Below are 21,898 nucleotides of genomic sequence, written 5' to 3' on the forward strand. Positions count from 1 at the left end.
TTAGTATAACAAGAGTTTTGTTATAAGTAAAATATATTATATATCTAAGGCGTTATAGTTATTGACTATGAATTAGATGGCTACTACTATGAAAGTAATAAAGACTCCCCTCATAAAGAATGCTAGTTTTATATGATTGTATTACAAAGAAGTCCTATGGCCCACAAGAAGTGATACAGTGTACAAGAAATAGAAGTAAATTTCATAGCCTCGTTTAACCGTATTGGATCCGCATAGGTGTTAAAGATATGGATGACTTTCATAGCAGGCAGTAAGGAAAGTAAAGCTACTAAGGAAGGCCATGGGATAACTCCACAGATAGTCCATATTAGTATCCATAGAGAGCTAATGAGGAAGAGCCCTTGTAACAGTTGGAGGCCTCTTTCACGGCCAAGAAGAATGACTAAGGTACGACGACCGTGGTTCGCATCGTTTGTAAAGTCTCGTAAATTGTTAGTCATCATAATAGCACCGATTAAGATGGTGGATGGTATTGCAGGAATCAGATAGGTCCAGTGCAAGGTGTGAGTCCATGCGTAGAGGGTTATGCCTACGATAGCAAACCCCATGGCAAGACCAGAGGCGAGTTCACCAAAAGGGGTACGAGAAATGGGTTTAGGTCCACCAGAGTATAAGATGCTAGTCAGTATGCAAAGCATGCCTACAGGAATATACCACCATGTGACAGCCTTAGCGAGGGCAATGCCTAAGATGAGTGGAAGTATAGTCGTCATATATCCCCAACGTTTAATCACAGTAGGGGCGATGCCATCACGGACGATGGAACCACTATTTCCAGCTGCTTGTGTGAGGTCAAGGCCAGATTTAAAATCGAAATACTCATTCCAAATATTGGCTGCGATTTGCGCGCTTAACACACAAATTAGAATGCCTACGGTATACACCAAGGATAGCCAAATAGGTTGTACGGTTTCAAATTGCGTAGCCCCCATAGCGGCCCCTAACACAACGGGGCTGAAAGCAGCCGTTAAGGTACGAGGGCGAATTAATGCAAAAAATTGTGACAGATTCATAGTCATCCTTTCATCATTAGAAGTTATATAATATATGGTATCATTCTAACCTAAATAGGAGATTATGACAAACAATAAGGAGAAAAACAATTATACATGAAATGTAATAGTAGAGTATAATAGAAGGAAGTAGACGATAGGCATAGTATTCAAATTGTCATAGAAAAGTGCTTAGTATGCTATAGGGTAGACCTATAAGAACAGGAGTTATTCATGATTACACATGCTCTATTAACAGATATGTATCAATTTACCATGATGCAAGGTTTATTTACACAAAACAAACATCGTACTCGTTGCGTGTTCGATCGCTTTTACCGGACCAATCCATTTCAAGGCGCCTATACTGTGGTCGCTGGATTGGAACAAGTTATCGAGTATGTGAAAGGCTTGCGTTTCTCTGAGGACGATATTACCTATTTACGTCAAACTGGTGTGTTTACAGAAGAATTCTTGACATACCTAAGCACGTTTCGCTTTACGGGAACAATCTATGCGGCCCCAGAAGGATCTGTGGTATTCCCAGGGGAAGTGTTACTTCGAGTAGAATCTGCCAAGGATGAGGCGATTTTATTGGAAACTGCATTATCGATGTTTTTAAATCATGAGTCCTTGATTGCGACCAAAGCCCGCCGTATCCGATCTGTTATTGACAAGGATGGAGTAGCAGAGTTTGGTATGCGAAGAGCGCAAGGTGTGAGTGCTGCCGTGCAAGGTGCTAGAGCGGCTTTCATAGGTGGATTTGATAGCACTAGTGATGTGTACAGTGCTGCTTTGTACGGTATGCGACCTGTAGGGACTATGGCACACAGTTGGGTCATGAGTTTTCCTACTGAAATTGATGCATTCCGTGCGTATGCAGCCCAATACGAAAATAATTTGGTGTTCTTAGTGGATACATATAATACACTACATAAAGGTGTGCCTGCGGCCATCCAAGTGTTCCAAGAGATTCGTGAACGTCGTGGGGGCACGATGCCACCTATCTATGGCATTCGCTTAGACAGTGGCGATTTAGCGTACTTATCCATCGAGGCTCGTAAGATGCTAGATGAGGCAGGGTTTAAAGAGGCATTAATTTTTGCTACCAATGATCTAGATGAATACAAAATTGCAGACTTGAAACAACAAGGGGCAGCCATTACAGCGTGGGGTGTAGGCACTAAATTGATTACTGCCGATGAAACACCAGCCTTAGGTGGTGTATACAAATTAGCAGGTCAATGGGAAGGGGATACCTTTATGCCAGCCATGAAGTTTTCTGACAATATTGAGAAAGTGACGAATCCTGGCAAGAAAAAGGTATTACGCCTCATCAATACACGAAATAACAAACTCATCGGTGATTTAATTTGTTTGGACCACGAAACAGTGGACACCACACAGGACTATGTGTTTAAAAATCCGCTTCATCCATGGAAACAAACAGTGTTAAAAGCAAATACTTTCAGAGTACAAGAATTATTAGTACCTATCTTCGTAGATGGAGAATTAGTGTACGATGTACCAACCTTGGCACAAGTGAAAGCCTATGGAGAAGAACAAATTCAATTGCTATGGCCAGAATTTTTGCGACTTCGCCGAGCACCAGAGGTGAAAGTCAACATCAGCGAAGAATTGCATCAGTTGAAATCTAAATTGTTGTTGGAAAAAGTGGGGGAGCCTAGTTAGAAAGGAGTTATTATGAATTGGAAATGTGTGATGGCTAGTGTGGCATTAGTAGGGACGATGCTTTCAGGAAATGCAGCATCAATTGCATTGGATGGGCAAAGCAGTGTAGAGTTACCTAGCCATATTTCGGTAGCTAATCATGATGATTTAATGGAAGGTTTTATAAAAAAAGAAGATACAGTTAGTATAGTACCTTCTAATGATTGGCATATAGATGAAACAGAGGCTAAGGTGCTAGATACAATTGTCAAAAACGTAATGCAACGTGGTCAACGCTATCAGTTGCAAGGGCGTGATGAGCGGGGCTTACATACGGCAGAGTTGATACACCTTCATATGACAGGTGCAGAAGCGGCTGAAGTGTGGAAGATAAAATATAAAGGAACTACGATAGCGCCACAATTTGTAGGGGAAACATTATATAACAAAACAGTGAAAGAAGTACAAAATATTGGACTTTACAATGTGGATCTTATGAGAGGAAAGCGGTTAGAAAAGAATGGCGCCGCTTTAGCTCCCTTCGTTATAAGTACTAAGCCAGAGTTCAGTAGTACTGAGATTTTGAGAGCCGTATTACCACTGGTAAACGTAAGATTTCTGGATGGAGAGATGATGAAACCTGTGCGCCTACAAGGTGATAAGGGGTTGTATACGCATGGTAGAGTACAATTAGATGTAGATGGATTTGTGTTACCTGCGTATATTAGTTTTGTAGGACGGTATGGTCAAGATGGGGTATCTATCACATGGATCACAACGGCTGATACATCGAGAGCCTATTGGAATCCTGTTATCAAGAGTCTGTTAGGTGTGAAGGGAGAATAAGTCAATGAAATTTTGGAAACAAACGGGACTGGCTATCCTAGTAACTAGCCTTATGATGGGCTATGGGCAAGTGTCTGCACAGGTACATGATGATACCTATAGTGCAATAGCTAGTACTAAGCCAATGGCAAAGGGGAAAGTAGGAGTTCCTTCAGGCACTATCTTAGATACCGAGAAAAAACGTCCAACTGGTGACGAAATCATGGCAGAGTTCGATGCACTACTAGAGCAGAATCCATTGATCGATTTGCGGCAGACAATAGGGCCAGAGATTACTGTTAAACAATTGTCTTCTTCAAAGTTAGCTCAGGTAGGAAAAGGATATATGTATGCTAACCTAGGTACAGTGGGTACTACCGTTGGTAAAGTGAAGGACTATGCACGAATGCAGAACATGAAAGAAGGACTTAAGCTAGGTCGTTATATGGATGTCTATGAATTGCAAGGTGCGGATCAGTATGGTGTAAATACAGCTTGGGTTCTTGTATTTCCACTGCCTAAAGAGTTGCTGATGAGTTCATTAGAATCATATGGAAAAGAGGGATTTTCACCTGCGAAAATGGAGGCGTTTACAAATGACACGAATGCCTTTTTAAAGGAATATCATGTTAATATTCTAGAAGATAGAGATATTGATTATTCTCAGAATAAGATTCCATCAAAAATACGATTACGGAATTTAGAGCCATTACATACGTTACCAAATAGTAAATATGGTACGATGACAACTGCGGGAACTATGACCTATGATATAAAAGGGGTTCAATACCCTGCCTTTTTGCGGATAGCATTAGTGGGAACGCCAGAGTATTTAACAACGATTGTAATGGGAACTAGTGAAGTGGAAGGAACATTCTTTAAGCCGTACTTCCTAGAGATGTTACAACATATTAAGTAAGCCTACTTATCTATAAAATCGATATGTTCAATGGATAGCAAAGCTCGTTTAATGGACAGCCCTCCGGTATACCCCGTGAGGGCTTTTCCTTTGCCTAGGACACGGTGGCAGGGAATAATAAGAGAAATAGGATTAGCGCCAATAGCGGATCCGATGGCTTGGGCTCCTTTGGGTGTGGGTGAGTTAAATACACGTTGGCTTAGCTCGCCGTAGGTAAGGGATGTGCCGTAGGGAATATGCTGTAAGTGGGACCATACTTTTTCTTGGAATGTGGTACCCTGTGGTGCTAAGGGGATTGTCATAGTTGGGACTTGTCCAGCGAAATATTGATCTAGCCACTGGCTAGTTTGTTGTAAAATGGGGGAGGAAATTGTTTCATCTATGACCACTGGGGCTTGAAAATTTACAGATTGAGTTGGAAATGTGAGTCCTACTAAGGCGGATGCGGTGGCATATAGTGTAAGAGTGCCCAAAGGGCTTTCATAAGTAGTATAAATAATAGACATATAGGTACTCCTTATAGAGGTATGCAAATAAAGTACAATAGAAGTATGAAAAATAGCTACACTTCGATACCATTACATGCTATACTAATGGTATATTATAAATGTCTTATGGTAATGAAAGGGGACAACTATGAAACAAGTGTATACAGAGCAAGCACCAGCAGCATTAGGACCATACTCTCAAGCTTACAAAGCAAATGGTTTTGTGTTTATCTCTGGTCAAGGCGGTATTGATCCAGCACAAGGCGCTCTAGTAGAAGGTGGCGTGGAAGCACAAACGTTGCAAGCGATGAAAAACATCGAAGCTATCTTAAAAGAAGCAGGCACTGATTTTTCTAAAGTTGTAAAAACAACATGCTTTTTAGCAGATATGGGTGACTTTGCTAAATTTAATGCTATTTATGCTGAGTATTTTACCTCTAAACCAGCTCGTAGTTGTGTGGCAGTCAAAACATTACCAGCTAACTTCTTAGTAGAAGTAGAAGTGATTGCCCTAGCAGAATAGTATATCGTATTATACCATAAGCGGTCTAATACATACTAAAAAGCTGTTACATTATCCTTGTAATGTGGCAGCTTTTTGCTTATGGTAAAATGGTGATGAAAGTAGTGATAGAATAGGTGGAATTATGTTAAACAAACCCAAATATTTAAGTACGGTGAAAGCCATTATACATATTATTCTTGGCTCTACTGTGTTTGCAGTAGGGGTGCAGGGATTCATTGTACCTCACAAATTATTGAGTGGAGGTATTAGCGGTCTTAGCTTGATTATTTATTATGTGACACAAGGTATAGTAAGTTTAGGTTCTATTAACTTTCTTTTGAATATACCAGTGTTGTACGCGGCATGGAGATGGTTAGGACGTTGGCACCTAGGAATTACCATATTAGGTACCATTATTATGTCGACCTTGATTAATCTATTGGCTCCATTGGCGACGTTGGAATTAACCCATAATCCAATTATTGGAGGTATCTTAGGGGGCTTATTTTCTGGATTAGGACTTGGTATCGTCTATCGTGGCGGCGGTAATACGGGTGGTATGGATCCCATTGCTATGATTATTCGCAATCGCTTTGGACTACAAATTGGAAGTATCTTATTCGGTATCAACATGATGATTCTTATTGTTGGTGCTATTGTTATTAATATTGAAGCGGCAGCGACTACTTTGATTAGTACCTATTTAGCAGCGATGGTAACCAATAAGGTAATTACTGGATTTAACCAACGAAAGGCGATGTTTATCATCTCCTATAAACCAGTGACGATTTGTAATTTAATCATTGATAAAATTGGTCGTGGTGCTACGATTTTGAATGGAGAAGGCGCCTATACACATCAGCCTAAACAGGTTATTATGGTAGTAGTAAGTTTATTGCAAGTGGCTCGCTTGAAAGCTGCCGTAGAAGCGGAAGATCCAACAGCATTTATGGTCATTACGGATGCAGCAGAGGTTATCGGCACAGGTTTCTCGGCAAGGTCTACTAATGGTGCTGTAGAACGGGTATTGCAAACCTGTGATCCAGTGAAAGCGGCTGAAGCAGAGCAAATGATTCATGAAGTGCAAATGGCAAGACATGAAATCCCTTCCCAAGAGCATAAGGAGGAACAATAATATGGTACATCCATTGGCAGGACAACCTGTAAAAAAAGAAGATATTATTAATGTAGATACAATTGTGAAAGACTTTTTTCGCATTGTTCCTAATCATGAGACTTTAGAAGAACGAGTAAGCTTTGGTACGTCTGGACATCGAGGGATTGCATCCAAAGGGACCTTTAATGAACTCCATGTGGCAGCCATTGTACAAGCGATTTGTGATGTACGCCAAGAATTTGGCGCCACAGGACCTTGTTATATTGGACAAGATACACATGCCTTATCACAGCCAGCCTTGCAAGTAGCTATTGAAGTCTTGTTGGGAAATCGTGTGAAAACACGCGTGGACGCACATCGTGAATTTGTACCTACTCCAAGTGTATCTCGTGCTATTTTGCGACACAATGCAAATACACCGAAAGATAATGTAGCAGATGGTATTATTATTACACCGTCACATAATCCGCCAGAACATGGTGGCATAAAATATAACCCACCTCATGGGGGTCCAGCAGATACAGTAGTAACTAAACGGATTGAAGCTTTGGCTAATGAATATTTACAAAAAGGGTTGGATAGCATTCAACGATTTTCTTTTCATCATCTAGTGGGCGTTCATGAAAGTGCTCATTGTGGTTGCTGTCATCATGAAGAAGAGAAAGCAGTAGCACCTGCTGCGATTTCTGTAGAGGAAGCGGGACAATATCTAGAACCATATGATTTTAAAATGGTCTATGTAAAAGAATTGCCGCAGATTATCAATATGAAAGCAATCCAAGAAGCCAATCCAAAGGTGTTAATTAATGCGTTAGGTGGCAGTGGAGGAGCCTATTGGCATGCCATTGCTGAGGAGTATAATCTAAATTTTACCATTATTAATAGTGACTATGATCCAACATTTAGTTTTATGTCCTATGACCATGATGGAGCGATTCGTATGGACTGTTCTTCCCCATATGCTATGGCAGAGGTGGCGAAACATTTAGGTGATCATGTGCTAGCTATTGGAAATGATCCGGATTATGATCGTCATGGCATTGTCACAGAAGAAGGTTTGTTAGCACCAAATCAATATTTAGTAGTAGCTGCTAAATATTTGAATGAAACTCGTCCGTGGGAAGGGAAAGGTATTGGTAAAACAGCCGTTGTTACTGGCTTGATGGATGCCTATTGCAAAGACTCTAATCATCCCGTGTATGAAGTGCCAGTAGGGTTTAAATATTTTGCGCCTTTATTATTTGATGGACGCATTGGTCTTGGAGCTGAGGAGAGTGCAGGAGCGTCCTTCTTGCAACAAGATGGAACTGTATGGACTACAGATAAAGATGGCATCATTCTAGGTCTGTTAGCTGTGGAAATGGTAGCCACTACAGGGAAAACTCCAGCACAGCACTATGTAGATGTGACGGCGCAATGGGGAACACCGGTGTTCCAACGTGTGGATATGCCTTGCACAGCGGAAATAAAAAGTGCTTTAAAAGGTATGAAACCTAGTGATGTGGCTATGACAAAATTAGGAGGCAGTCCGATTCTAGATATTCGTACGACCTCTTTGTTTGAAGAACAACCTATCGATGGTGTTAAAATTGTGACAGATACAGGTTGGTTTGTAGCACGACCATCAGGTACAGAAAACTTATATAAAATGTATGCAGAGTCCTATTTAGGCGAAGAAGGGCTGGCGCAGCTGATGGAAGATGGTAAACACATTATTGAAGGGTTAGTAACAAAATCTGTTTAGTTGGTAACCGTCTTTAACATGTCCATGAAGAGAAGGGAGTCCATGTACTTACTGAGTCTGTTCTTGTATGTCCTGTGTTTAACTGATATAATTAATAAATATGGTCTATATACAATGAACTAAGTATTCGAATAACAGACTATTGACAATCATTTGTTATAATCATGAAATACCACGTATGGAGGTGGTGGAATGACAGTATATTTATGGGCCTTTGTCATTGCTCTCGTAGTAACGTATATTTGCACACCTTTGGTGAAACAATTTGCTGTTAAGGTAGGTGCTATTGATAAACCAGATGCACGTAAGGTGCATCAAGTGTCAATTCCACGATTAGGTGGATTGGCCATCTATATTGGCTATATGGTATCTTTGCTGTATAGTGTGAAAGATGTGTCTTCTATCAAAGGATTGATTGTAGGTTCAATTATCCTAGTAGCAGTAGGGATTTGGGACGATATTAAGCAAATTGGTCCCAAAACAAAATTGATGGGACAAATTTTGGCGGCTCTTATGTTGCCACTGTTTGGCAATGCGGTGCATTTTATTAGCATTGGTGACCATCTATTGTATTTAGAATATTTTGCTATACCGTTAACGGTATTTTGGATTGTAGGGTTTACGAATATTGTGAATCTCATTGATGGATTAGATGGATTGGCAGCAGGGATTTCTCTCATTGCGTGTATTACGATTTGTATCGTGACTTTGCAAATGGGGCAAATCGAATTGGCTTGCATTACTTTGGCATTAGCTGGGGCGGCTTGCGGATTCTTGCGCTACAACTTTAATCCTGCCAAAATATTTATGGGTGATACAGGCAGTATGCTATTGGGTTATACCATGGCAGCTATCTCTGTCATGGGTAGTGTAAAAACGGCAGCGACTGTGGCATTGGTGGTACCTGTGATTGTGTTAGGATTACCAATTTTAGATACTTTATTTGCCATTGTACGTCGACGTATTAATGGACGCCCTGTATTCCAACCAGATAAAGGACATTTGCATCATCGTCTACTGGCGATGGGGCTCACACAAAAACAAGCAGTGTTGCTCATGTATGCCATTACGGCACTCTTAGGTTGCGTGTCTATCGTGGCGGCAAAAGCAAACTTTGTTATCGGAGTCTTGCTAGTGCTTGTTATACTTTGTGCATGTGTGTGGACCGCAACAAAAATTGGGATTATATCCAAAGACAACGACGTTCGTAAATAGCTATGCAAAACGCCAGGAGTCCCTCAGAAGATTTTCTGAGGGGCATATGGCGTTTTTTATTACTTCATAAATTAAGACCGCGGCATATTCCTTCACAAACGGTATTTCATAATGTTTGTTCAGGAACATACCGCGGTCTTTTTGCGTTTTCTTAATGTTAGTAATGAAATGCCATATGCCTTAGATAATCTATTTCGCGGCTAAAGGCGTTTTGCCTAGTGTTTGCTCACTCTGTAGGAGAGGGGGTGCCACGCTTTCTAGTGTTTGTAGAATTAAGTATATTACGCCATGTCGCTTACGCTTATGGCGTTTTGCCTAGTGTTTGCTCGTTCTGTGAGGGAATGGGGCATGGTATTTTGTTTGGATATACTTCTTTGCAGTTTCTACTAGTATGGAAGGCTTGTACATGATACAATAGAGATAATTGAAAAAGCTTAATAAAGTGATTTAGGAAAGTTTGTATATGACGGCTTTCATGGTAAAGGAAGTAAACGAAATATGTGGGAGGTACTATGTTAAAAGTCATGACCATATTTGGGACACGTCCTGAGGCAATAAAGATGGCACCAGTTGTTAAGGCTTTGGAAGCAGCGCCTGATATGGAGTCCATCGTTACGGTAACGGCACAGCATAGAGAAATGTTAGATCAGGTGTTGCATTTGTTTTCTATAACACCTGATTATGATTTAAATATTATGAGTCAAGGACAGACCTTGTATGATGTAACTTGTCGTGCCTTAATGGGACTGCAAGAGGTATTGAAAGAAGCAAAGCCTGATGTGGTGCTTGTTCATGGCGATACGACCACTACTTTTGTGGGGGCGCTAGCGGCATTTTATGAGGGGATTCCTGTTGGGCATGTGGAGGCAGGTCTTCGGACGGGTAATATTTACTCTCCATTTCCTGAGGAGATGAATCGTAAGTTGACCGGTGCTATTGGGACCTACCATTTTGCACCTACCACTACATCAGAAGCAAACTTATTGAAAGAAAATATTAATCCAGATCACTTGTATGTAACAGGAAATACGGTTATTGATGCATTACGTACAACGGTGAAGGAAGAGTATACATTCAAGGAAGAGTTGCTGAACAAAATTGATTACGTGAACCAAAAGGTTATTTTGGTGACCACTCATCGTCGTGAGAATTTAGGCGATCCAATGCGCAATGTGTATGAGGCAATTCGTGATATTATTGGAGAACATGAAGAGGTAGAAGTTATCTTCCCTATGCACCGAAATCCAAAGGTACGCAGTATTGTACAAGAGGTACTAGGTGATATGCCGCGTGTACATTTGATTGAGCCATTGGAATATGAACCATTTGCAAACTTAATGGATCGGACCTACCTTATTATGACAGACTCTGGTGGTATTCAAGAGGAAGCGCCATCTTTGGGTAAACCTGTACTAGTTCTTCGTGATACCACAGAGCGACCTGAAGCAGTCCAAGCAGGTACAGTAAAATTAGTGGGCACTGATAAAGCAACTGTATACTCCACAGCTAAAGAGTTAATTACGAATGCAGAAATGTATACTACTATGTCAAATGCAGTGAACCCTTATGGGGATGGATTAGCATCAGAACGAATTGTACAAGCCTTACGGCATGAATTTTTTGAGCATCAAGAAAAACCATCGTCCTTTGGAAAATAATAGTCGATGTATGCATTCTAGTTATAATTAAGTTGATAGCTACTTTCATTGACTGTGTAATTGAGGAATGTACACGGTTTTGAATCAAATCGTATGGAAAGTTTTGATAGATATAAAATTTATATATTGTTAAAATTGTTTTCATTGGTGGTATAATCTACGATGTTAGAGGTATAGGAGGTATGTCTATGGGGAAAGAAAAATCAGATCTATGGATGGCTATCTCCAAAGCATCAACTACGGGATTTACCATACTTTGTTCTATCGGTATCTGTATGGGTCTTGGTTATGCCATTGATCACTATGTGGGAACGCACCCTTGGGGCGTGCTCCTAGGTGGATTAATCGGTGGATTTCTAGGCCTCTACGGTGTCATACGTCAGTGTATGTAAGGAGACTGTATGAAAGAATATATAACCTATATCAAAAGTCATTGCCGATGGATACTGTCAGTGGCTATACTAGGTGTAGTCGTGTTATGGATACTGGACTGGACTCAGCACATCACGGGTTGGCTATGGGGCATGATGACATATGTTGTATATTTCTTGTATTTAGCCTTTCAAACCTACAAGATGAAAGGCGCCACCTTAGACGATGTGAAACGTCGAGTTTGGATTGGTGTTATGAGTCGGTTTAGCTTAATCGTATTGTTAGTAGGCATAAGCACGCAGATCCCTTCTATTTCCATGAAAGGTGTACTAGGCGGAATCTGTGTGTTTGTTCCTATGCAATATGTTGAGTATAGTATGTATGTACGTCAACGTAATAGGGAATCATCTATGTGAAAGGGGGTGGGAATATGGAGTTACATGCAGGGCATCATCATGTTGTTCAATGGATGGGCATATCCTTTAATATGGATACGCTATACATGACGTGGTTAGTGATGGCAATCATTATTGTAGTCACACTATTAGCTACACGGTCACGGGCCATGGTACCACAGGGGATTCAAAATGTGATGGAAGGCGTGCTAGAAGGATTGACTGGTCAGTTTAAAACGAACCTAGGCAATCAGTGGAAGTTTTTAAGCTCCATCCTATTTACGTATTTTCTGTTTATTTTGGTGAGTAATGAATTGGGCTTGATTCCAAGTCCGCATATCTTGGCATCGCCAACAAATGACATTAACACCACCTTGGGATTAGCCATTTCAAGCTCAATTCTTGTATGGATTGTAGGCTTGAAAGTCAAAGGAATTGGCTATTTTAAGCATTTTGTGCAGCCATTTAAATTATTTATCATCATCAACTTAATGGAAGAAATAGCGAAACCTGTCACATTAGCCTTCCGTTTGTTTGGTAACATACTAGCGGGAGAAATTCTTTTAGAATTATTATATGCCTTGGTACCCTATGTACTTCCTATCGTATGGTTAGCCTTTAGTCTAGCAATCGGTATTATTCAAGCGTTTATTTTTGCCATGCTCGTTACCTCGTATTTGGGGATGACAATTGGAGATGGACATTAATAGTTTAGGAGGAAATCATAATGGAATTATTATTAGCAAAAGCGTATGTATTGGTTGGTTCTGCCATTGGCGCTGGTTTAGCAATTGGTTTAGCTGCGATTGGTGCAGGTATTGGTGACGGTCTTGTATCTGGTAAAGCTTTAGAAGGTATGACTCGTCAACCAGAACAATCTGGTAAATTATTTACAAATATGTTAATTTCTGTAGGCTTAATCGAAGCGGTGCCTATTATCGCAGCAGTTATCGCGATTGTATTAGTGTTCGCAAACCCATTGGTAGACTTACTTAAATAATAGACATTAGCTAAGAGGAGGTATGACCGTTGGTAGATTTAAACGGCACACTCGTACTTCAGATTTTGAACTTTATTGTGCTAGTGTTGATTTTAGCAAAGTATGCGTATAAACCGTTATTGCAAACCATGGAAGAACGGAAACGTCGCATTGAGAATGATCTTACCAGTGCAGAACAAGCTAGAGAAGAAGCGGCTGCGTTGAAAGCTGAATATACAGCGCAATTGCAAGAAGCTCGTAAAGAAGCACAAGGGATTATCGAGACCGCAAAACAACAAGCAGAAGCAGAATCACAAGCACAAATCAAAGAGTTACGAGCTCAACTAGTGAAAGAAAAAGAAATCGCCCGCCAAGAAATTGAACGGGAACGGGAAAAAGCAATGCAACAAATCCGCGCAGAAGTTGTGAATTTGTCTGTACAAGTGGCTGGTAAGTTAATTGGAAAAGACTTTTCCAGTGCTGATAATGTAGCTCTTGTAGAGGATACCATTGCAAAACTTGATAGTACAACTATAAGGTCGTGATACGATGAGTGTAGAAAGAATTGCAGAAACATATAGCTCCGCTATATTTGAATTAGGACAGGAATCAGGTTTGTTACCACAATTTGATACAGATCTTTCCTATGTGCAAGATTTATTTTCCACCCATGAGGAATTACGCCAAATTTTAATCAATCCTATGTTAGAAGTAGCGGGAAAAAAGAAAATTTTACAACAAATCTTTGGTAGTGAAGTGCATCCATTGATTATGAATTTTCTCAATGTTATGGTGGACCGCCGTCGCAGTCCCTATATCATGGAAACAGCTCGTGCTTACGTAAAACGCTCCCGTGAAAGTCGCGGTATTTTGGAAGCGAAAGTAACGGTTATAGAACCACTTTCAGAGGCAATGCGGGAAAAAGTATTGCGTAAGTTACAAGAGATCACTGGCAAAGAATGTGTCATCGAAGAACATGTGGATCCATCCATCTTAGGTGGCATGGTCATTCAAGTGGGAGACACTCGGATTGATGGAAGTATGGCTAGACGATTGGAAGAATTAAAAAAATCATTGCTTAATGCAAGTACCAATAAGATTGGGGTGAATGGTTAATTATGAAAATGACGCCTGAAGAAATTACTGCCATTATTAAACAGCAGATTCAGGACTATAATGTTGAATTAAACGTAGATGACGTAGGAACTGTTCTGGAAGTAGGGGACGGTATTGCGCATATCTACGGTCTTGAAAAAGCCATGGCTGGCGAATTGTTAGAGTTACCTCATGGCGTATATGGCATGGTACTCAATTTAGAACAAGATAATGTAGGCGCCGTTCTCCTAGGTAATGACTTCTTGATTAAAGAAGGCGATGAAGTGCGCCGTACAGGCCGCATCATGCAGGTTCCTGTAGGAGATGGCTTAATTGGTCGTGTTGTGAATGCCCTTGGTCAACCTATCGATGGTAAAGGTGAAATTGTGGCAGAAACATATCGTCCTGTAGAATACCCAGCACCTGGTATTGCAGATCGTAAATCTGTATTTGAGCCAATGCAAACTGGTTTGAAAGCCATTGATGCGATGGTACCAATCGGTCGTGGTCAACGGGAGTTGATCATTGGTGACCGTGGTACTGGTAAAACAGCGATTGCTATTGATACGATCTTGAACCAAAAAGGACAAGATGTGATTTGTATCTATGTAGCGATTGGTCAAAAAGAATCTACTGTAGCTCGTGTAGTACAAAAATTAGAAGAAGCAGGGGCTATGGACTATACAATCGTTGTGTCTGCTGGTGCTTCTGAAGGGGCTCCTATGCAGTACTTAGCACCATATTCTGGGGTAGCTATGGGTGAACATTTTATGTACCAAGGTAAACATGTACTTTGCGTATATGATGATTTAACAAAACAAGCTGCTGCCTATCGTGCAATGAGTTTGTTGTTACGTCGTCCTCCAGGACGTGAAGCGTACCCTGGTGACGTGTTCTACTTACATTCTCGTTTATTGGAACGTTCGGCAAAAGTATCTGATGAATTGGGTGGCGGATCTATTACAGCTTTACCAATTATCGAAACACAAGCAGGTGACGTATCTGCCTATATCCCAACGAACGTAATCTCCATCACCGATGGACAAATTTTCTTGGGTACAGATATGTTCTACTCTGGCGTTCGTCCAGCAGTTGACGTAGGTTTATCCGTATCTCGTGTAGGTGGTAGTGCGCAAATTAAAGCGATGAAACAAGTAGCTGGTAAATTGCGCTTGGAATTGGCACAATATCGTGAATTAGCGGCTTTCGCCCAGTTCGGTTCCGATTTAGATGCCTCCACAAAAGCACAATTAGATCGTGGTGAACGCTTAACTGAAATGTTGAAACAACCACAATACTCTCCGTTAAAAGTAGAAGAACAAGTGGTATGTTTATATGCAGGTATTAATGGCTATTTCAAACGATTAGCTGTGCATGATGTACCAGCATTCCAAGATGCTTTATTACACTATGTACATGGTAATTATGCCAATGTATTAGCATCAATTAGAGATACTAAGAAATTAGAAGAAGATACAGAAAAAACATTGCAACAAGCGATTTTAGAATGTATTGATGTCTTTGGTGCTACTCACGAATTATTACCAGAGGAGGCGTAATCTATGAGTAGTGCACAAGACTTACGCAAGCGTATAAAAAGTGTCACTAATACGCAGCAAATTACAAAAGCTATGAAGATGGTAGCATCTGCTCGTCTACGTCGTGCACAACAAAAAGCGAAAGGTACTGAACCTTATACTGAACGTCTCCGCCACATGCTGCATCAAAGCATGTCCTCTATAGATGGGGGCGCAGATTTACCGCTACTCACAGTTCGTCCTGTGAATAAGGTAGCCTATGTGGTGGTAGGTGCGGATAAAGGTTTGGCTGGTGCTTATACTAGTAATATCATTAAATACGTGCAATCCTTGCTCAAGGATGCGCCAACAGATGCCTATGGTTTATTTACAGTGGGCCGCAAGCCAACGGAATATTTCACAGGCCATGGCTATTCTGTAGTATCTGATTTGCAAGGTTTTTCTGATAAACCAGGCTTTCATCATGCCCAAGACATTGTGGAACAAGTAAAAACAATGTTCTTGTCTGGTGAGGTGGATGAAGTGGTATTGGTATACACTAAGTTTGTGAACTCCTTATTGCAAGAAGTGACTCATGAGCGCTTATTACCTCTTTCATTAGAGTCCGATGCAGCAGAGGCCGGTGAAAGTTTATTCTATCCGGACCAAGGGTCTGTATTGGAACAATTGTTGCCAGCCTATGTGGAAAGCACTGTATATAATGCATTGCTACATGGGGCGGCTAGTGAATTAGGTGCCCGTATGACGGCCATGACATCCGCTACAGATAATGCAGGCGAATTGATTGGTACCTTGCACTTAGAATACAATAAGTTGCGCCAAGCAGGTATTACTAACGAAATTTCTGAAATCGTAGGCGGTGCAAACGCATTGCAATAATAGATAAAGGAGTATCTCGTATATGAGTACAAATATAGGTAAAGTAGTTCAGGTTATTGGACCGGTGGTAGACGTAGTCTTTCCAAAAGGTGAATTGCCTGCTATTTACAACGCAATTACTATTACAAAAGGCGACGAACAAGCATCTAAGATTGTTGTAGAAGTGATGCAACATTTAGGGGATGACACAGTTCGTTGTGTAGCCATGAGTTCCACTGATGGATTGACTCGTGGTATGGAAGCAGTGGACACAGGTGCCGCTATTTCCGTTCCTGTTGGTGATGGTGTATTAGGTCGTATTTTCAACGTATTAGGCGAAACAGTAGACCACGATCCAGCAGAAGTGAAAGTGAATGAATACTGGCCAATTCACCGTGCTGCTCCAAAATTTGATGAATTAGCGCCAGAAACTAATATTTTAGAAACTGGTATTAAAGTTGTAGACTTAATTGCACCATATGTAAAAGGTGGTAAAATCGGTCTATTTGGCGGTGCCGGTGTAGGTAAAACAGTTCTAATCATGGAACTGATTCATAACATCGCTACAGAACATGGTGGTTACTCCGTATTCGCAGGCGTTGGTGAACGTACCCGTGAAGGGAATGACCTTTGGAATGAAATGAAAGAGTCTGGCGTATTGTCCAAAACAGCTCTTGTATATGGGCAAATGAATGAGCCTCCTGGAGCTCGTATGCGTGTAGCTTTAACAGGTTTGACAATGGCGGAATATTTCCGTGATGTACAACAACAAGACGTGTTGTTATTCGTAGATAACATTTTCCGTTTCATCCAAGCTGGTTCCGAAGTATCCGCCTTGCTAGGTCGTATGCCATCTGCCGTTGGTTACCAACCAACATTGGCCAATGACGTAGGGGCATTACAAGAACGTATTACATCGACAAAAGAAGGTTCCATTACGTCTGTACAAGCCGTGTATGTACCTGCCGATGACTTGACTGACCCAGCACCAGCAGCCACATTTGCTCACTTGGATGCTACTACAGTATTGTCTCGTTCCATTGCAGAACTTGGTATTTACCCAGCCGTGGATCCATTGGATTCCACAAGCCGTATCTTGGATCCATTAGTATTAGGGGAAGAACATTACTCCGTAGCTCGTGGCGTGCAAGAAGTACTTCAAAAATACAAAGATTTACAAGATATCATTGCCATCTTAGGTATGGAAGAATTGTCTGAAGCGGATAAATTGACCGTAGCTCGTGCTCGTAAAATTCAACGTTTCTTGAGTCAACCATTCTTCGTAGCCGAAGTATTTACAGGCAGTCCTGGTAAATATGTGCCATTGAAAGAAACATTGCGTGGTTTCCGTGAAATCTTAGAAGGTAAACATGATGACTTACCTGAAAGTGCTTTCTACATGGTGGGAACTATCGATGAAGCTGTTGCCAAAGGAAGGGACATGTTAGGGAAAGGAGAATAATCTATGAGTACCATGCATGTAACAATTATTACTCCTGATGAAACAGTGTTTTCTGGAGACGCAACGATGGTGGTAGGAAAAGCTCTTGATGGAGAGTTTGGTATCCAACCACATCATATGCCTTTAGTGAGCGCTTTGGCGCCAGGGGCAATTCGCATTGACCATGAGGGCAAACGTGAAGAGTTTATCCTTCCTGGGGGATTCCTCGAAGTGGAAAACAACTCTGTGTATATTACGACAGCCTCTTGTGAACGTGCTTAATTACATATCGAAGAGATAGAAAAAGGGTTGTACCGAACTACTGTAGTAGTGTTGGTACAACCCTTTTATGGTATGAATAGCTATTTAAATATTATTTAGGATAAGGTATAAAGCAATTAAGCGGTTCCATGAATAAGGTGATACATACATAGATAGTACCATATACAATAGAAGAAAATTGCTATGAGTACATTTATTTCCCAATGTTGTTTTATGTATATATTAATTATGGACAGTATCTAAAAATAACTTAATACGACGTAATGCCTCTTGGATAGTTTCCTTAGAGGACGCATAGGAACAACGAATGCGGTTAGCACCGCAGGTGCCGAAGGCAGACCCTGGTACAACGGCCACATGTTGTTGCTCTAGTAATTGTTCACAGAAATCTTCGTCGGACAGACCAGTTTGAGAAATGTCTGGGAACACATAGAAAGCTCCTTCTGGAACGGCAATTGGTAGGCCCATGTCTTGGAAGCCTTTCACGATCATGTCACGTCGTTCTAAGTAATCTTGTCGCATAGCGATAACGGAGTCGTCGCATTCGTTTAGAGCTACGATGGCAGCGTGTTGTACTGGTGTAGCAGGTGCAACGATGCTGTACTGGTGCAATTTAATGCAAGCTGTAATAAACTCAGAAGGTGCACAAAGGAAGCCGATGCGAAGACCTGTCATAGCATAGGACTTGGAGAAACCGTTTAAGATGATAGTGCGCTCTTTCATGCCCGGCAAGGACGTCATAGATACATGGTCCTTGTGGTAGGTGAGCTCCGAGTAAATTTCATCGGAGATGATGATTAGATCATGGGCTTTCGCGAACTCGGCGATAGGCAATAGATCTTCATAGTCCATGATGGCTCCTGTAGGATTGCTTGGATAGCACATCAAAATAGCCTTTGTTTTGTCCGTTATAAGCTTTTCTAACTCTTCTACACGAAGTTTGAAGCCATCTTCTAAATGCGTCGGTACAGGTATAGCCTTGCCACCACACATGTGGACCTCTGCTTGATGAGCTACATAGGATGGATTCGGGATGAGCACTTCATCGCCTTCGTTTAAGAGGGCACGCAAGGATAAATCGATGGCTTCACTAGCACCGATAGTAAGCATCATTTCATCCGTGTCGTAGTGTACGTGGTAACGGCGGTTATACCAATTGCTAATAGCTTCGCGTAGTGGCAAGATACCAGCATTGGGGGAGTAGTTTGTTTCCCCTCGCTCCACACTGGCTACCAATGCATCTAGCACAGGTTGAGGAGGTATGTAATCGGGTTCCCCCACGCAGAGGGAGATGACATCGTCCATAGCCATGGCTTTTTCCCAAAATTTGCGAATCCCAGAAGGGGGTAATGTTTGTGTCATAGTTGAAAGATAATTGTTCCAGTTCATAGATTGTCCTTTCCGATACGGCTGTATCTCTATATGCGATGTTCAATGTGGGATGTATAATAAACGATATACCAAATACAAAGCACGATATAGTATGTATCATATATCTTATACGAGTATAGGAATGGTATATCTTACATAATGGTACTCGGCAGAGGTCATATGTAGTTATACAAGACCTAGTAGAATGATAGTGTTAACAATAGTAACAGTGTACCACATTCTTAGAAAAGAACCTAGTCGATTATAGGTTCTTTTTTATTGCATATAGTGTATAATTGTATGTATGACATAGCATTTCATAGGAACTTATGTCATACTATAAAAATAGAGAAATAGTCTCGAAGAATTGTTACAACCTAGTAGAATGTAACAGGCTTTCACGAAGATACTCACAAGATAGAATAGATACAGTTGTAATGATGGGAAAGGAGTCACCAATGGAAACATTTTCCGTTACCTATGCATTGCATGTTCCCACCTATGAAGAGGCGAAGCAAGTGGCTTGGTCCATACAGGTGGAGCAAACCATTGAATTTCCTTATGAATTATTAGGTGAAAGTGATCCACGCCGTCATATGGTGGGGCAATTGCTTTCCTTAACAGAAACAGAAGATTGTTTTTTGGCAAAGATTGCCTATCCGGTGGAGACATCAGGATTGGAAGTGACGCAGTTTTTAAATGTAGTCTTTGGGAACTCGTCTTTGCAACCACACATTTGGGTGGTGGATATAGAGTTGTGCCCAAGTTTAGTAAACGCATTTCAAGGCCCTAAATTCGGCTTAGCAGGCATTCGAGAATTATGCCAGACCCCAACTCGTCCTATGATTCAAGCTGTTATTAAACCGATGGGTACGCCCAATGAAGAATTGGCTCGTATGTGTCATGCCTATACCATGGGCGGTGCCGATGTGATCAAGGATGACCATGGATTGACAAATCAATCCTTTTCTCCTTTCAAAGATCGGGTGTCACGTTGTGCCAATGCGGTGCAAGAGGCGAATGCTAAGAGCGGCCATCATACCCTCTATGCAGCGAATGTATCTGGGGATGGCACAGACGTGCTAGAACGGGCCCATTATGCAAAAGAAGTGGGTGCTACGGCTCTCATGGTGGCGCCGTCCTTAATCGGCTTTGGTTGGCTTCATCGATTGGCTACGGATGATTCACTGAACCTGCCATTAATTGTACATCCTGCTATGATGGGTGGATTCACATTACCAGGTACATCAGGGATCGCCGCTACCATTTGGATGGGCTTATTGCCACGTATTTTCGGTGGGGATATGAATATTTTTGTGTCCTATGGTGGACGATTTACATTTAAACCAGACTTATGTCGTCAAATTTGTGATAGTAATCGTGGACCATTGGCGTCGATGAAATCGTCTTGTCCATCTCCAGGTGGTGGTGTGACTGAGGCGCGTTTGCCAGAGTTGGTGAGCATTTATGGCAAAGATACCATGTTCCTTGTAGGGGGCGATATGTTCCGCCGAGGACCAGATTTAACAGAGAATATGAAAGCTTTCATAGATGTATTGGAAAGAAGCTAGGAGACATATGACATTGCAAGAAAAAGAATTACAAGTTCATGTCGTAGCTAGCGGTAGTAAAGGGAATTGCACCATTATTCGCAGTTCTCGCAGTGCAGTGATTATTGATGCAGGTATTAGTTGCCGGCGGATTACGAATGCCTTACAAGATTTAGAGATACCGAAACATATAGTCGAAGGGATTGTCATTACCCATGAACATTCTGATCATATTGCAGGGGTACCTCAAATGATTAAACAAATGGGTTTACCTATTATCACAAGACCTAATACAGCACGGCGCCTTATGGATAAATTTAGCGTATCTGCGGAGTGCTTTCAAACGTTAGGGACGAAAGAAGTGACCATAGGAGATATGGTATTACAACCATTTTCTACTAGCCATGATGCGGTGGATCCCATTGGTGTCACTTGTTATAAAGGGCACACAAAAGCAGCTTTGCTAACAGATACAGGTATGGTATCAAAGGAAATGTTAACACATTTGCATGATACAAATTTATTGGTCTTGGAAGCGAACTATGATGAACAGATGTTGCTCTATGGACCGTACTCACCAGATTTAAAACGTCGTGTAAAAGGCCAATCAGGACATTTGTGTAATGTAATGGCTATGAAAGTATTATCAGCCCTAAGACGACCTAAGGGGATGGAAGTTGTCTTTGCTCATCGTTCCGAGCAAAATAATTCTCTCCATTTAGTAGAGCAGCTATCAGAGCGCTTGCTAACTTGGTGCAAAACACAAGGTCAAGAAGGGTTTACTGCATATCATGGGGATCCGAAGGAATATACATCCATTGGTATCGATGGAAAATAATACCACCCATTGGTATGTATAGTA

Annotated in this window: 23 protein-coding genes; 20 read left to right on the forward strand and 3 right to left on the reverse strand. The window is 41.3% G+C overall.

What is annotated here, in order from left to right:
• Positions 1 to 128: 128 nt before the first annotated feature.
• The gene (menA, locus tag EO116_RS06495) at positions 129 to 1,034 is read right to left on the reverse strand and encodes a 1,4-dihydroxy-2-naphthoate octaprenyltransferase (protein ID WP_127161142.1); all 906 of its coding nucleotides are present in this window, start codon (positions 1,032 to 1,034) and stop codon (positions 129 to 131) included.
• A gap of 213 nt (positions 1,035 to 1,247) precedes the next feature.
• On the opposite strand from menA, the gene EO116_RS06500 reads away from it, so the two are divergent.
• The 3 genes from EO116_RS06500 to EO116_RS06510 are packed head-to-tail and all read left to right on the forward strand — an operon-like array spanning position 1,248 to position 4,428.
• Positions 1,248 to 2,705 carry a nicotinate phosphoribosyltransferase gene (locus EO116_RS06500; RefSeq protein ID WP_127161143.1) on the forward strand — a complete coding sequence of 486 codons (1,458 nt, stop codon included), beginning with the start codon at positions 1,248 to 1,250 and terminating at the stop codon, positions 2,703 to 2,705.
• A gap of 12 nt (positions 2,706 to 2,717) precedes the next feature.
• Positions 2,718 to 3,530 carry a hypothetical protein gene (locus EO116_RS06505; RefSeq protein ID WP_127161144.1) on the forward strand — a complete coding sequence of 271 codons (813 nt, stop codon included), beginning with the start codon at positions 2,718 to 2,720 and terminating at the stop codon, positions 3,528 to 3,530.
• A gap of 4 nt (positions 3,531 to 3,534) precedes the next feature.
• Positions 3,535 to 4,428 carry a hypothetical protein gene (locus EO116_RS06510; RefSeq protein WP_127161145.1) on the forward strand — a complete coding sequence of 298 codons (894 nt, stop codon included), beginning with the start codon at positions 3,535 to 3,537 and terminating at the stop codon, positions 4,426 to 4,428.
• A gap of 2 nt (positions 4,429 to 4,430) precedes the next feature.
• Here the strand turns inward: EO116_RS06510 and EO116_RS06515 are convergent, their stop codons facing one another.
• Positions 4,431 to 4,934, reverse strand: a complete 504-nt coding sequence (locus EO116_RS06515) for a methylated-DNA--[protein]-cysteine S-methyltransferase (protein WP_127161146.1) — start codon at positions 4,932 to 4,934, stop codon at positions 4,431 to 4,433.
• 130 nt (positions 4,935 to 5,064) lie between these two features.
• Between EO116_RS06515 and EO116_RS06520 the strand changes: the two genes are divergently transcribed.
• From EO116_RS06520 to atpC, 15 genes are all read left to right on the forward strand, one after another.
• Positions 5,065 to 5,439, forward strand: coding sequence for a RidA family protein (locus tag EO116_RS06520; protein ID WP_009353332.1), 375 nt, complete (start codon positions 5,065 to 5,067; stop codon positions 5,437 to 5,439).
• Positions 5,440 to 5,563: 124 nt separating this feature from the next.
• Positions 5,564 to 6,556, forward strand: a complete 993-nt coding sequence (locus EO116_RS06525; protein ID WP_127161147.1) for a YitT family protein — start codon at positions 5,564 to 5,566, stop codon at positions 6,554 to 6,556.
• A 1-nt stretch (position 6,557) separates the two neighbouring features.
• Positions 6,558 to 8,282, forward strand: a complete 1,725-nt coding sequence (locus EO116_RS06530; RefSeq protein WP_127161148.1) for a phosphoglucomutase — start codon at positions 6,558 to 6,560, stop codon at positions 8,280 to 8,282.
• A gap of 192 nt (positions 8,283 to 8,474) precedes the next feature.
• Positions 8,475 to 9,497, forward strand: coding sequence for a glycosyltransferase family 4 protein (locus EO116_RS06535; RefSeq protein ID WP_127061521.1), 1,023 nt, complete (start codon positions 8,475 to 8,477; stop codon positions 9,495 to 9,497).
• Positions 9,498 to 10,009: 512 nt separating this feature from the next.
• Positions 10,010 to 11,155, forward strand: coding sequence for a non-hydrolyzing UDP-N-acetylglucosamine 2-epimerase (gene wecB, locus EO116_RS06540; protein WP_127161149.1), 1,146 nt, complete (start codon positions 10,010 to 10,012; stop codon positions 11,153 to 11,155).
• A 188-nt stretch (positions 11,156 to 11,343) separates the two neighbouring features.
• Positions 11,344 to 11,547: an AtpZ/AtpI family protein gene (locus EO116_RS06545; protein ID WP_164723754.1), complete on the forward strand. Its 204-nt coding sequence runs from the start codon at positions 11,344 to 11,346 to the stop codon at positions 11,545 to 11,547.
• A gap of 9 nt (positions 11,548 to 11,556) precedes the next feature.
• The gene (locus EO116_RS06550; RefSeq protein ID WP_126940435.1) at positions 11,557 to 11,943 is read left to right on the forward strand and encodes an ATP synthase subunit I; all 387 of its coding nucleotides are present in this window, start codon (positions 11,557 to 11,559) and stop codon (positions 11,941 to 11,943) included.
• Between the two features lie 14 nt (positions 11,944 to 11,957).
• On the forward strand, positions 11,958 to 12,629 hold the full coding sequence (gene atpB, locus EO116_RS06555; RefSeq protein ID WP_009353413.1) for a F0F1 ATP synthase subunit A: 672 nt from the start codon (positions 11,958 to 11,960) through the stop codon (positions 12,627 to 12,629).
• Between the two features lie 20 nt (positions 12,630 to 12,649).
• A complete protein-coding gene (gene atpE / locus EO116_RS06560) occupies positions 12,650 to 12,922 on the forward strand; it encodes a F0F1 ATP synthase subunit C (RefSeq protein WP_009353316.1) in 273 nt (90 codons plus the stop codon).
• Between the two features lie 29 nt (positions 12,923 to 12,951).
• On the forward strand, positions 12,952 to 13,446 hold the full coding sequence (gene atpF / locus EO116_RS06565; protein ID WP_009353350.1) for a F0F1 ATP synthase subunit B: 495 nt from the start codon (positions 12,952 to 12,954) through the stop codon (positions 13,444 to 13,446).
• A 4-nt stretch (positions 13,447 to 13,450) separates the two neighbouring features.
• Entirely contained in the window at positions 13,451 to 14,017 is a 567-nt protein-coding gene (gene atpH, locus EO116_RS06570; protein WP_009353260.1) for an ATP synthase F1 subunit delta, read from the forward strand.
• Positions 14,018 to 14,019: 2 nt separating this feature from the next.
• The gene (gene atpA / locus EO116_RS06575; protein WP_009353315.1) at positions 14,020 to 15,555 is read left to right on the forward strand and encodes a F0F1 ATP synthase subunit alpha; all 1,536 of its coding nucleotides are present in this window, start codon (positions 14,020 to 14,022) and stop codon (positions 15,553 to 15,555) included.
• Between the two features lie 3 nt (positions 15,556 to 15,558).
• The gene (atpG, locus tag EO116_RS06580; protein ID WP_127161150.1) at positions 15,559 to 16,413 is read left to right on the forward strand and encodes an ATP synthase F1 subunit gamma; all 855 of its coding nucleotides are present in this window, start codon (positions 15,559 to 15,561) and stop codon (positions 16,411 to 16,413) included.
• A gap of 22 nt (positions 16,414 to 16,435) precedes the next feature.
• Positions 16,436 to 17,854, forward strand: a complete 1,419-nt coding sequence (gene atpD / locus EO116_RS06585) for a F0F1 ATP synthase subunit beta (RefSeq protein WP_127161151.1) — start codon at positions 16,436 to 16,438, stop codon at positions 17,852 to 17,854.
• Positions 17,855 to 17,857: 3 nt separating this feature from the next.
• Positions 17,858 to 18,115, forward strand: coding sequence for an ATP synthase F1 subunit epsilon (gene atpC / locus EO116_RS06590; protein WP_127135749.1), 258 nt, complete (start codon positions 17,858 to 17,860; stop codon positions 18,113 to 18,115).
• Positions 18,116 to 18,337: 222 nt separating this feature from the next.
• On the opposite strand, the gene EO116_RS06595 is transcribed toward atpC, so the two are convergent.
• The gene (locus EO116_RS06595) at positions 18,338 to 19,477 is read right to left on the reverse strand and encodes a pyridoxal phosphate-dependent aminotransferase (RefSeq protein ID WP_370447272.1); all 1,140 of its coding nucleotides are present in this window, start codon (positions 19,475 to 19,477) and stop codon (positions 18,338 to 18,340) included.
• A 446-nt stretch (positions 19,478 to 19,923) separates the two neighbouring features.
• On the opposite strand from EO116_RS06595, the gene EO116_RS06600 reads away from it, so the two are divergent.
• On the forward strand, positions 19,924 to 21,057 hold the full coding sequence (locus EO116_RS06600) for a RuBisCO large subunit C-terminal-like domain-containing protein (RefSeq protein ID WP_370447273.1): 1,134 nt from the start codon (positions 19,924 to 19,926) through the stop codon (positions 21,055 to 21,057).
• A complete protein-coding gene (locus tag EO116_RS06605; protein WP_127161153.1) occupies positions 21,038 to 21,874 on the forward strand; it encodes an MBL fold metallo-hydrolase in 837 nt (278 codons plus the stop codon). The genes EO116_RS06600 and EO116_RS06605 overlap by 20 nt, the downstream gene beginning before the upstream one ends.
• Positions 21,875 to 21,898: the final 24 nt, after the last annotated feature.

This window comes from Veillonella sp. VA137, assembly GCF_003992015.1.
GTDB lineage: Bacteria > Bacillota > Negativicutes > Veillonellales > Veillonellaceae > F0422.

What these genes read in the sequence shown, in the direction of transcription:
- menA (WP_127161142.1), bottom strand. Translation starts at nt 1,034, where the DNA reads ATGAATCTGTCACAATTTTTTGCATTAATTCGCCCTCGTACCTTAACG.
- EO116_RS06500 (WP_127161143.1), top strand. Translation starts at nt 1,248, where the DNA reads ATGATTACACATGCTCTATTAACAGATATGTATCAATTTACCATGATG.
- EO116_RS06505 (WP_127161144.1), top strand. Translation starts at nt 2,718, where the DNA reads ATGAATTGGAAATGTGTGATGGCTAGTGTGGCATTAGTAGGGACGATG.
- EO116_RS06510 (WP_127161145.1), top strand. Translation starts at nt 3,535, where the DNA reads ATGAAATTTTGGAAACAAACGGGACTGGCTATCCTAGTAACTAGCCTT.
- EO116_RS06515 (WP_127161146.1), bottom strand. Translation starts at nt 4,934, where the DNA reads ATGTCTATTATTTATACTACTTATGAAAGCCCTTTGGGCACTCTTACA.
- EO116_RS06520 (WP_009353332.1), top strand. Translation starts at nt 5,065, where the DNA reads ATGAAACAAGTGTATACAGAGCAAGCACCAGCAGCATTAGGACCATAC.
- EO116_RS06525 (WP_127161147.1), top strand. Translation starts at nt 5,564, where the DNA reads ATGTTAAACAAACCCAAATATTTAAGTACGGTGAAAGCCATTATACAT.
- EO116_RS06530 (WP_127161148.1), top strand. Translation starts at nt 6,558, where the DNA reads ATGGTACATCCATTGGCAGGACAACCTGTAAAAAAAGAAGATATTATT.
- EO116_RS06535 (WP_127061521.1), top strand. Translation starts at nt 8,475, where the DNA reads ATGACAGTATATTTATGGGCCTTTGTCATTGCTCTCGTAGTAACGTAT.
- wecB (WP_127161149.1), top strand. Translation starts at nt 10,010, where the DNA reads ATGTTAAAAGTCATGACCATATTTGGGACACGTCCTGAGGCAATAAAG.
- EO116_RS06545 (WP_164723754.1), top strand. Translation starts at nt 11,344, where the DNA reads ATGGGGAAAGAAAAATCAGATCTATGGATGGCTATCTCCAAAGCATCA.
- EO116_RS06550 (WP_126940435.1), top strand. Translation starts at nt 11,557, where the DNA reads ATGAAAGAATATATAACCTATATCAAAAGTCATTGCCGATGGATACTG.
- atpB (WP_009353413.1), top strand. Translation starts at nt 11,958, where the DNA reads ATGGAGTTACATGCAGGGCATCATCATGTTGTTCAATGGATGGGCATA.
- atpE (WP_009353316.1), top strand. Translation starts at nt 12,650, where the DNA reads ATGGAATTATTATTAGCAAAAGCGTATGTATTGGTTGGTTCTGCCATT.
- atpH (WP_009353260.1), top strand. Translation starts at nt 13,451, where the DNA reads ATGAGTGTAGAAAGAATTGCAGAAACATATAGCTCCGCTATATTTGAA.
- atpA (WP_009353315.1), top strand. Translation starts at nt 14,020, where the DNA reads ATGAAAATGACGCCTGAAGAAATTACTGCCATTATTAAACAGCAGATT.
- atpG (WP_127161150.1), top strand. Translation starts at nt 15,559, where the DNA reads ATGAGTAGTGCACAAGACTTACGCAAGCGTATAAAAAGTGTCACTAAT.
- atpD (WP_127161151.1), top strand. Translation starts at nt 16,436, where the DNA reads ATGAGTACAAATATAGGTAAAGTAGTTCAGGTTATTGGACCGGTGGTA.
- atpC (WP_127135749.1), top strand. Translation starts at nt 17,858, where the DNA reads ATGAGTACCATGCATGTAACAATTATTACTCCTGATGAAACAGTGTTT.
- EO116_RS06595 (WP_370447272.1), bottom strand. Translation starts at nt 19,477, where the DNA reads ATGACACAAACATTACCCCCTTCTGGGATTCGCAAATTTTGGGAAAAA.
- EO116_RS06600 (WP_370447273.1), top strand. Translation starts at nt 19,924, where the DNA reads ATGATGGGAAAGGAGTCACCAATGGAAACATTTTCCGTTACCTATGCA.
- EO116_RS06605 (WP_127161153.1), top strand. Translation starts at nt 21,038, where the DNA reads ATGTATTGGAAAGAAGCTAGGAGACATATGACATTGCAAGAAAAAGAA.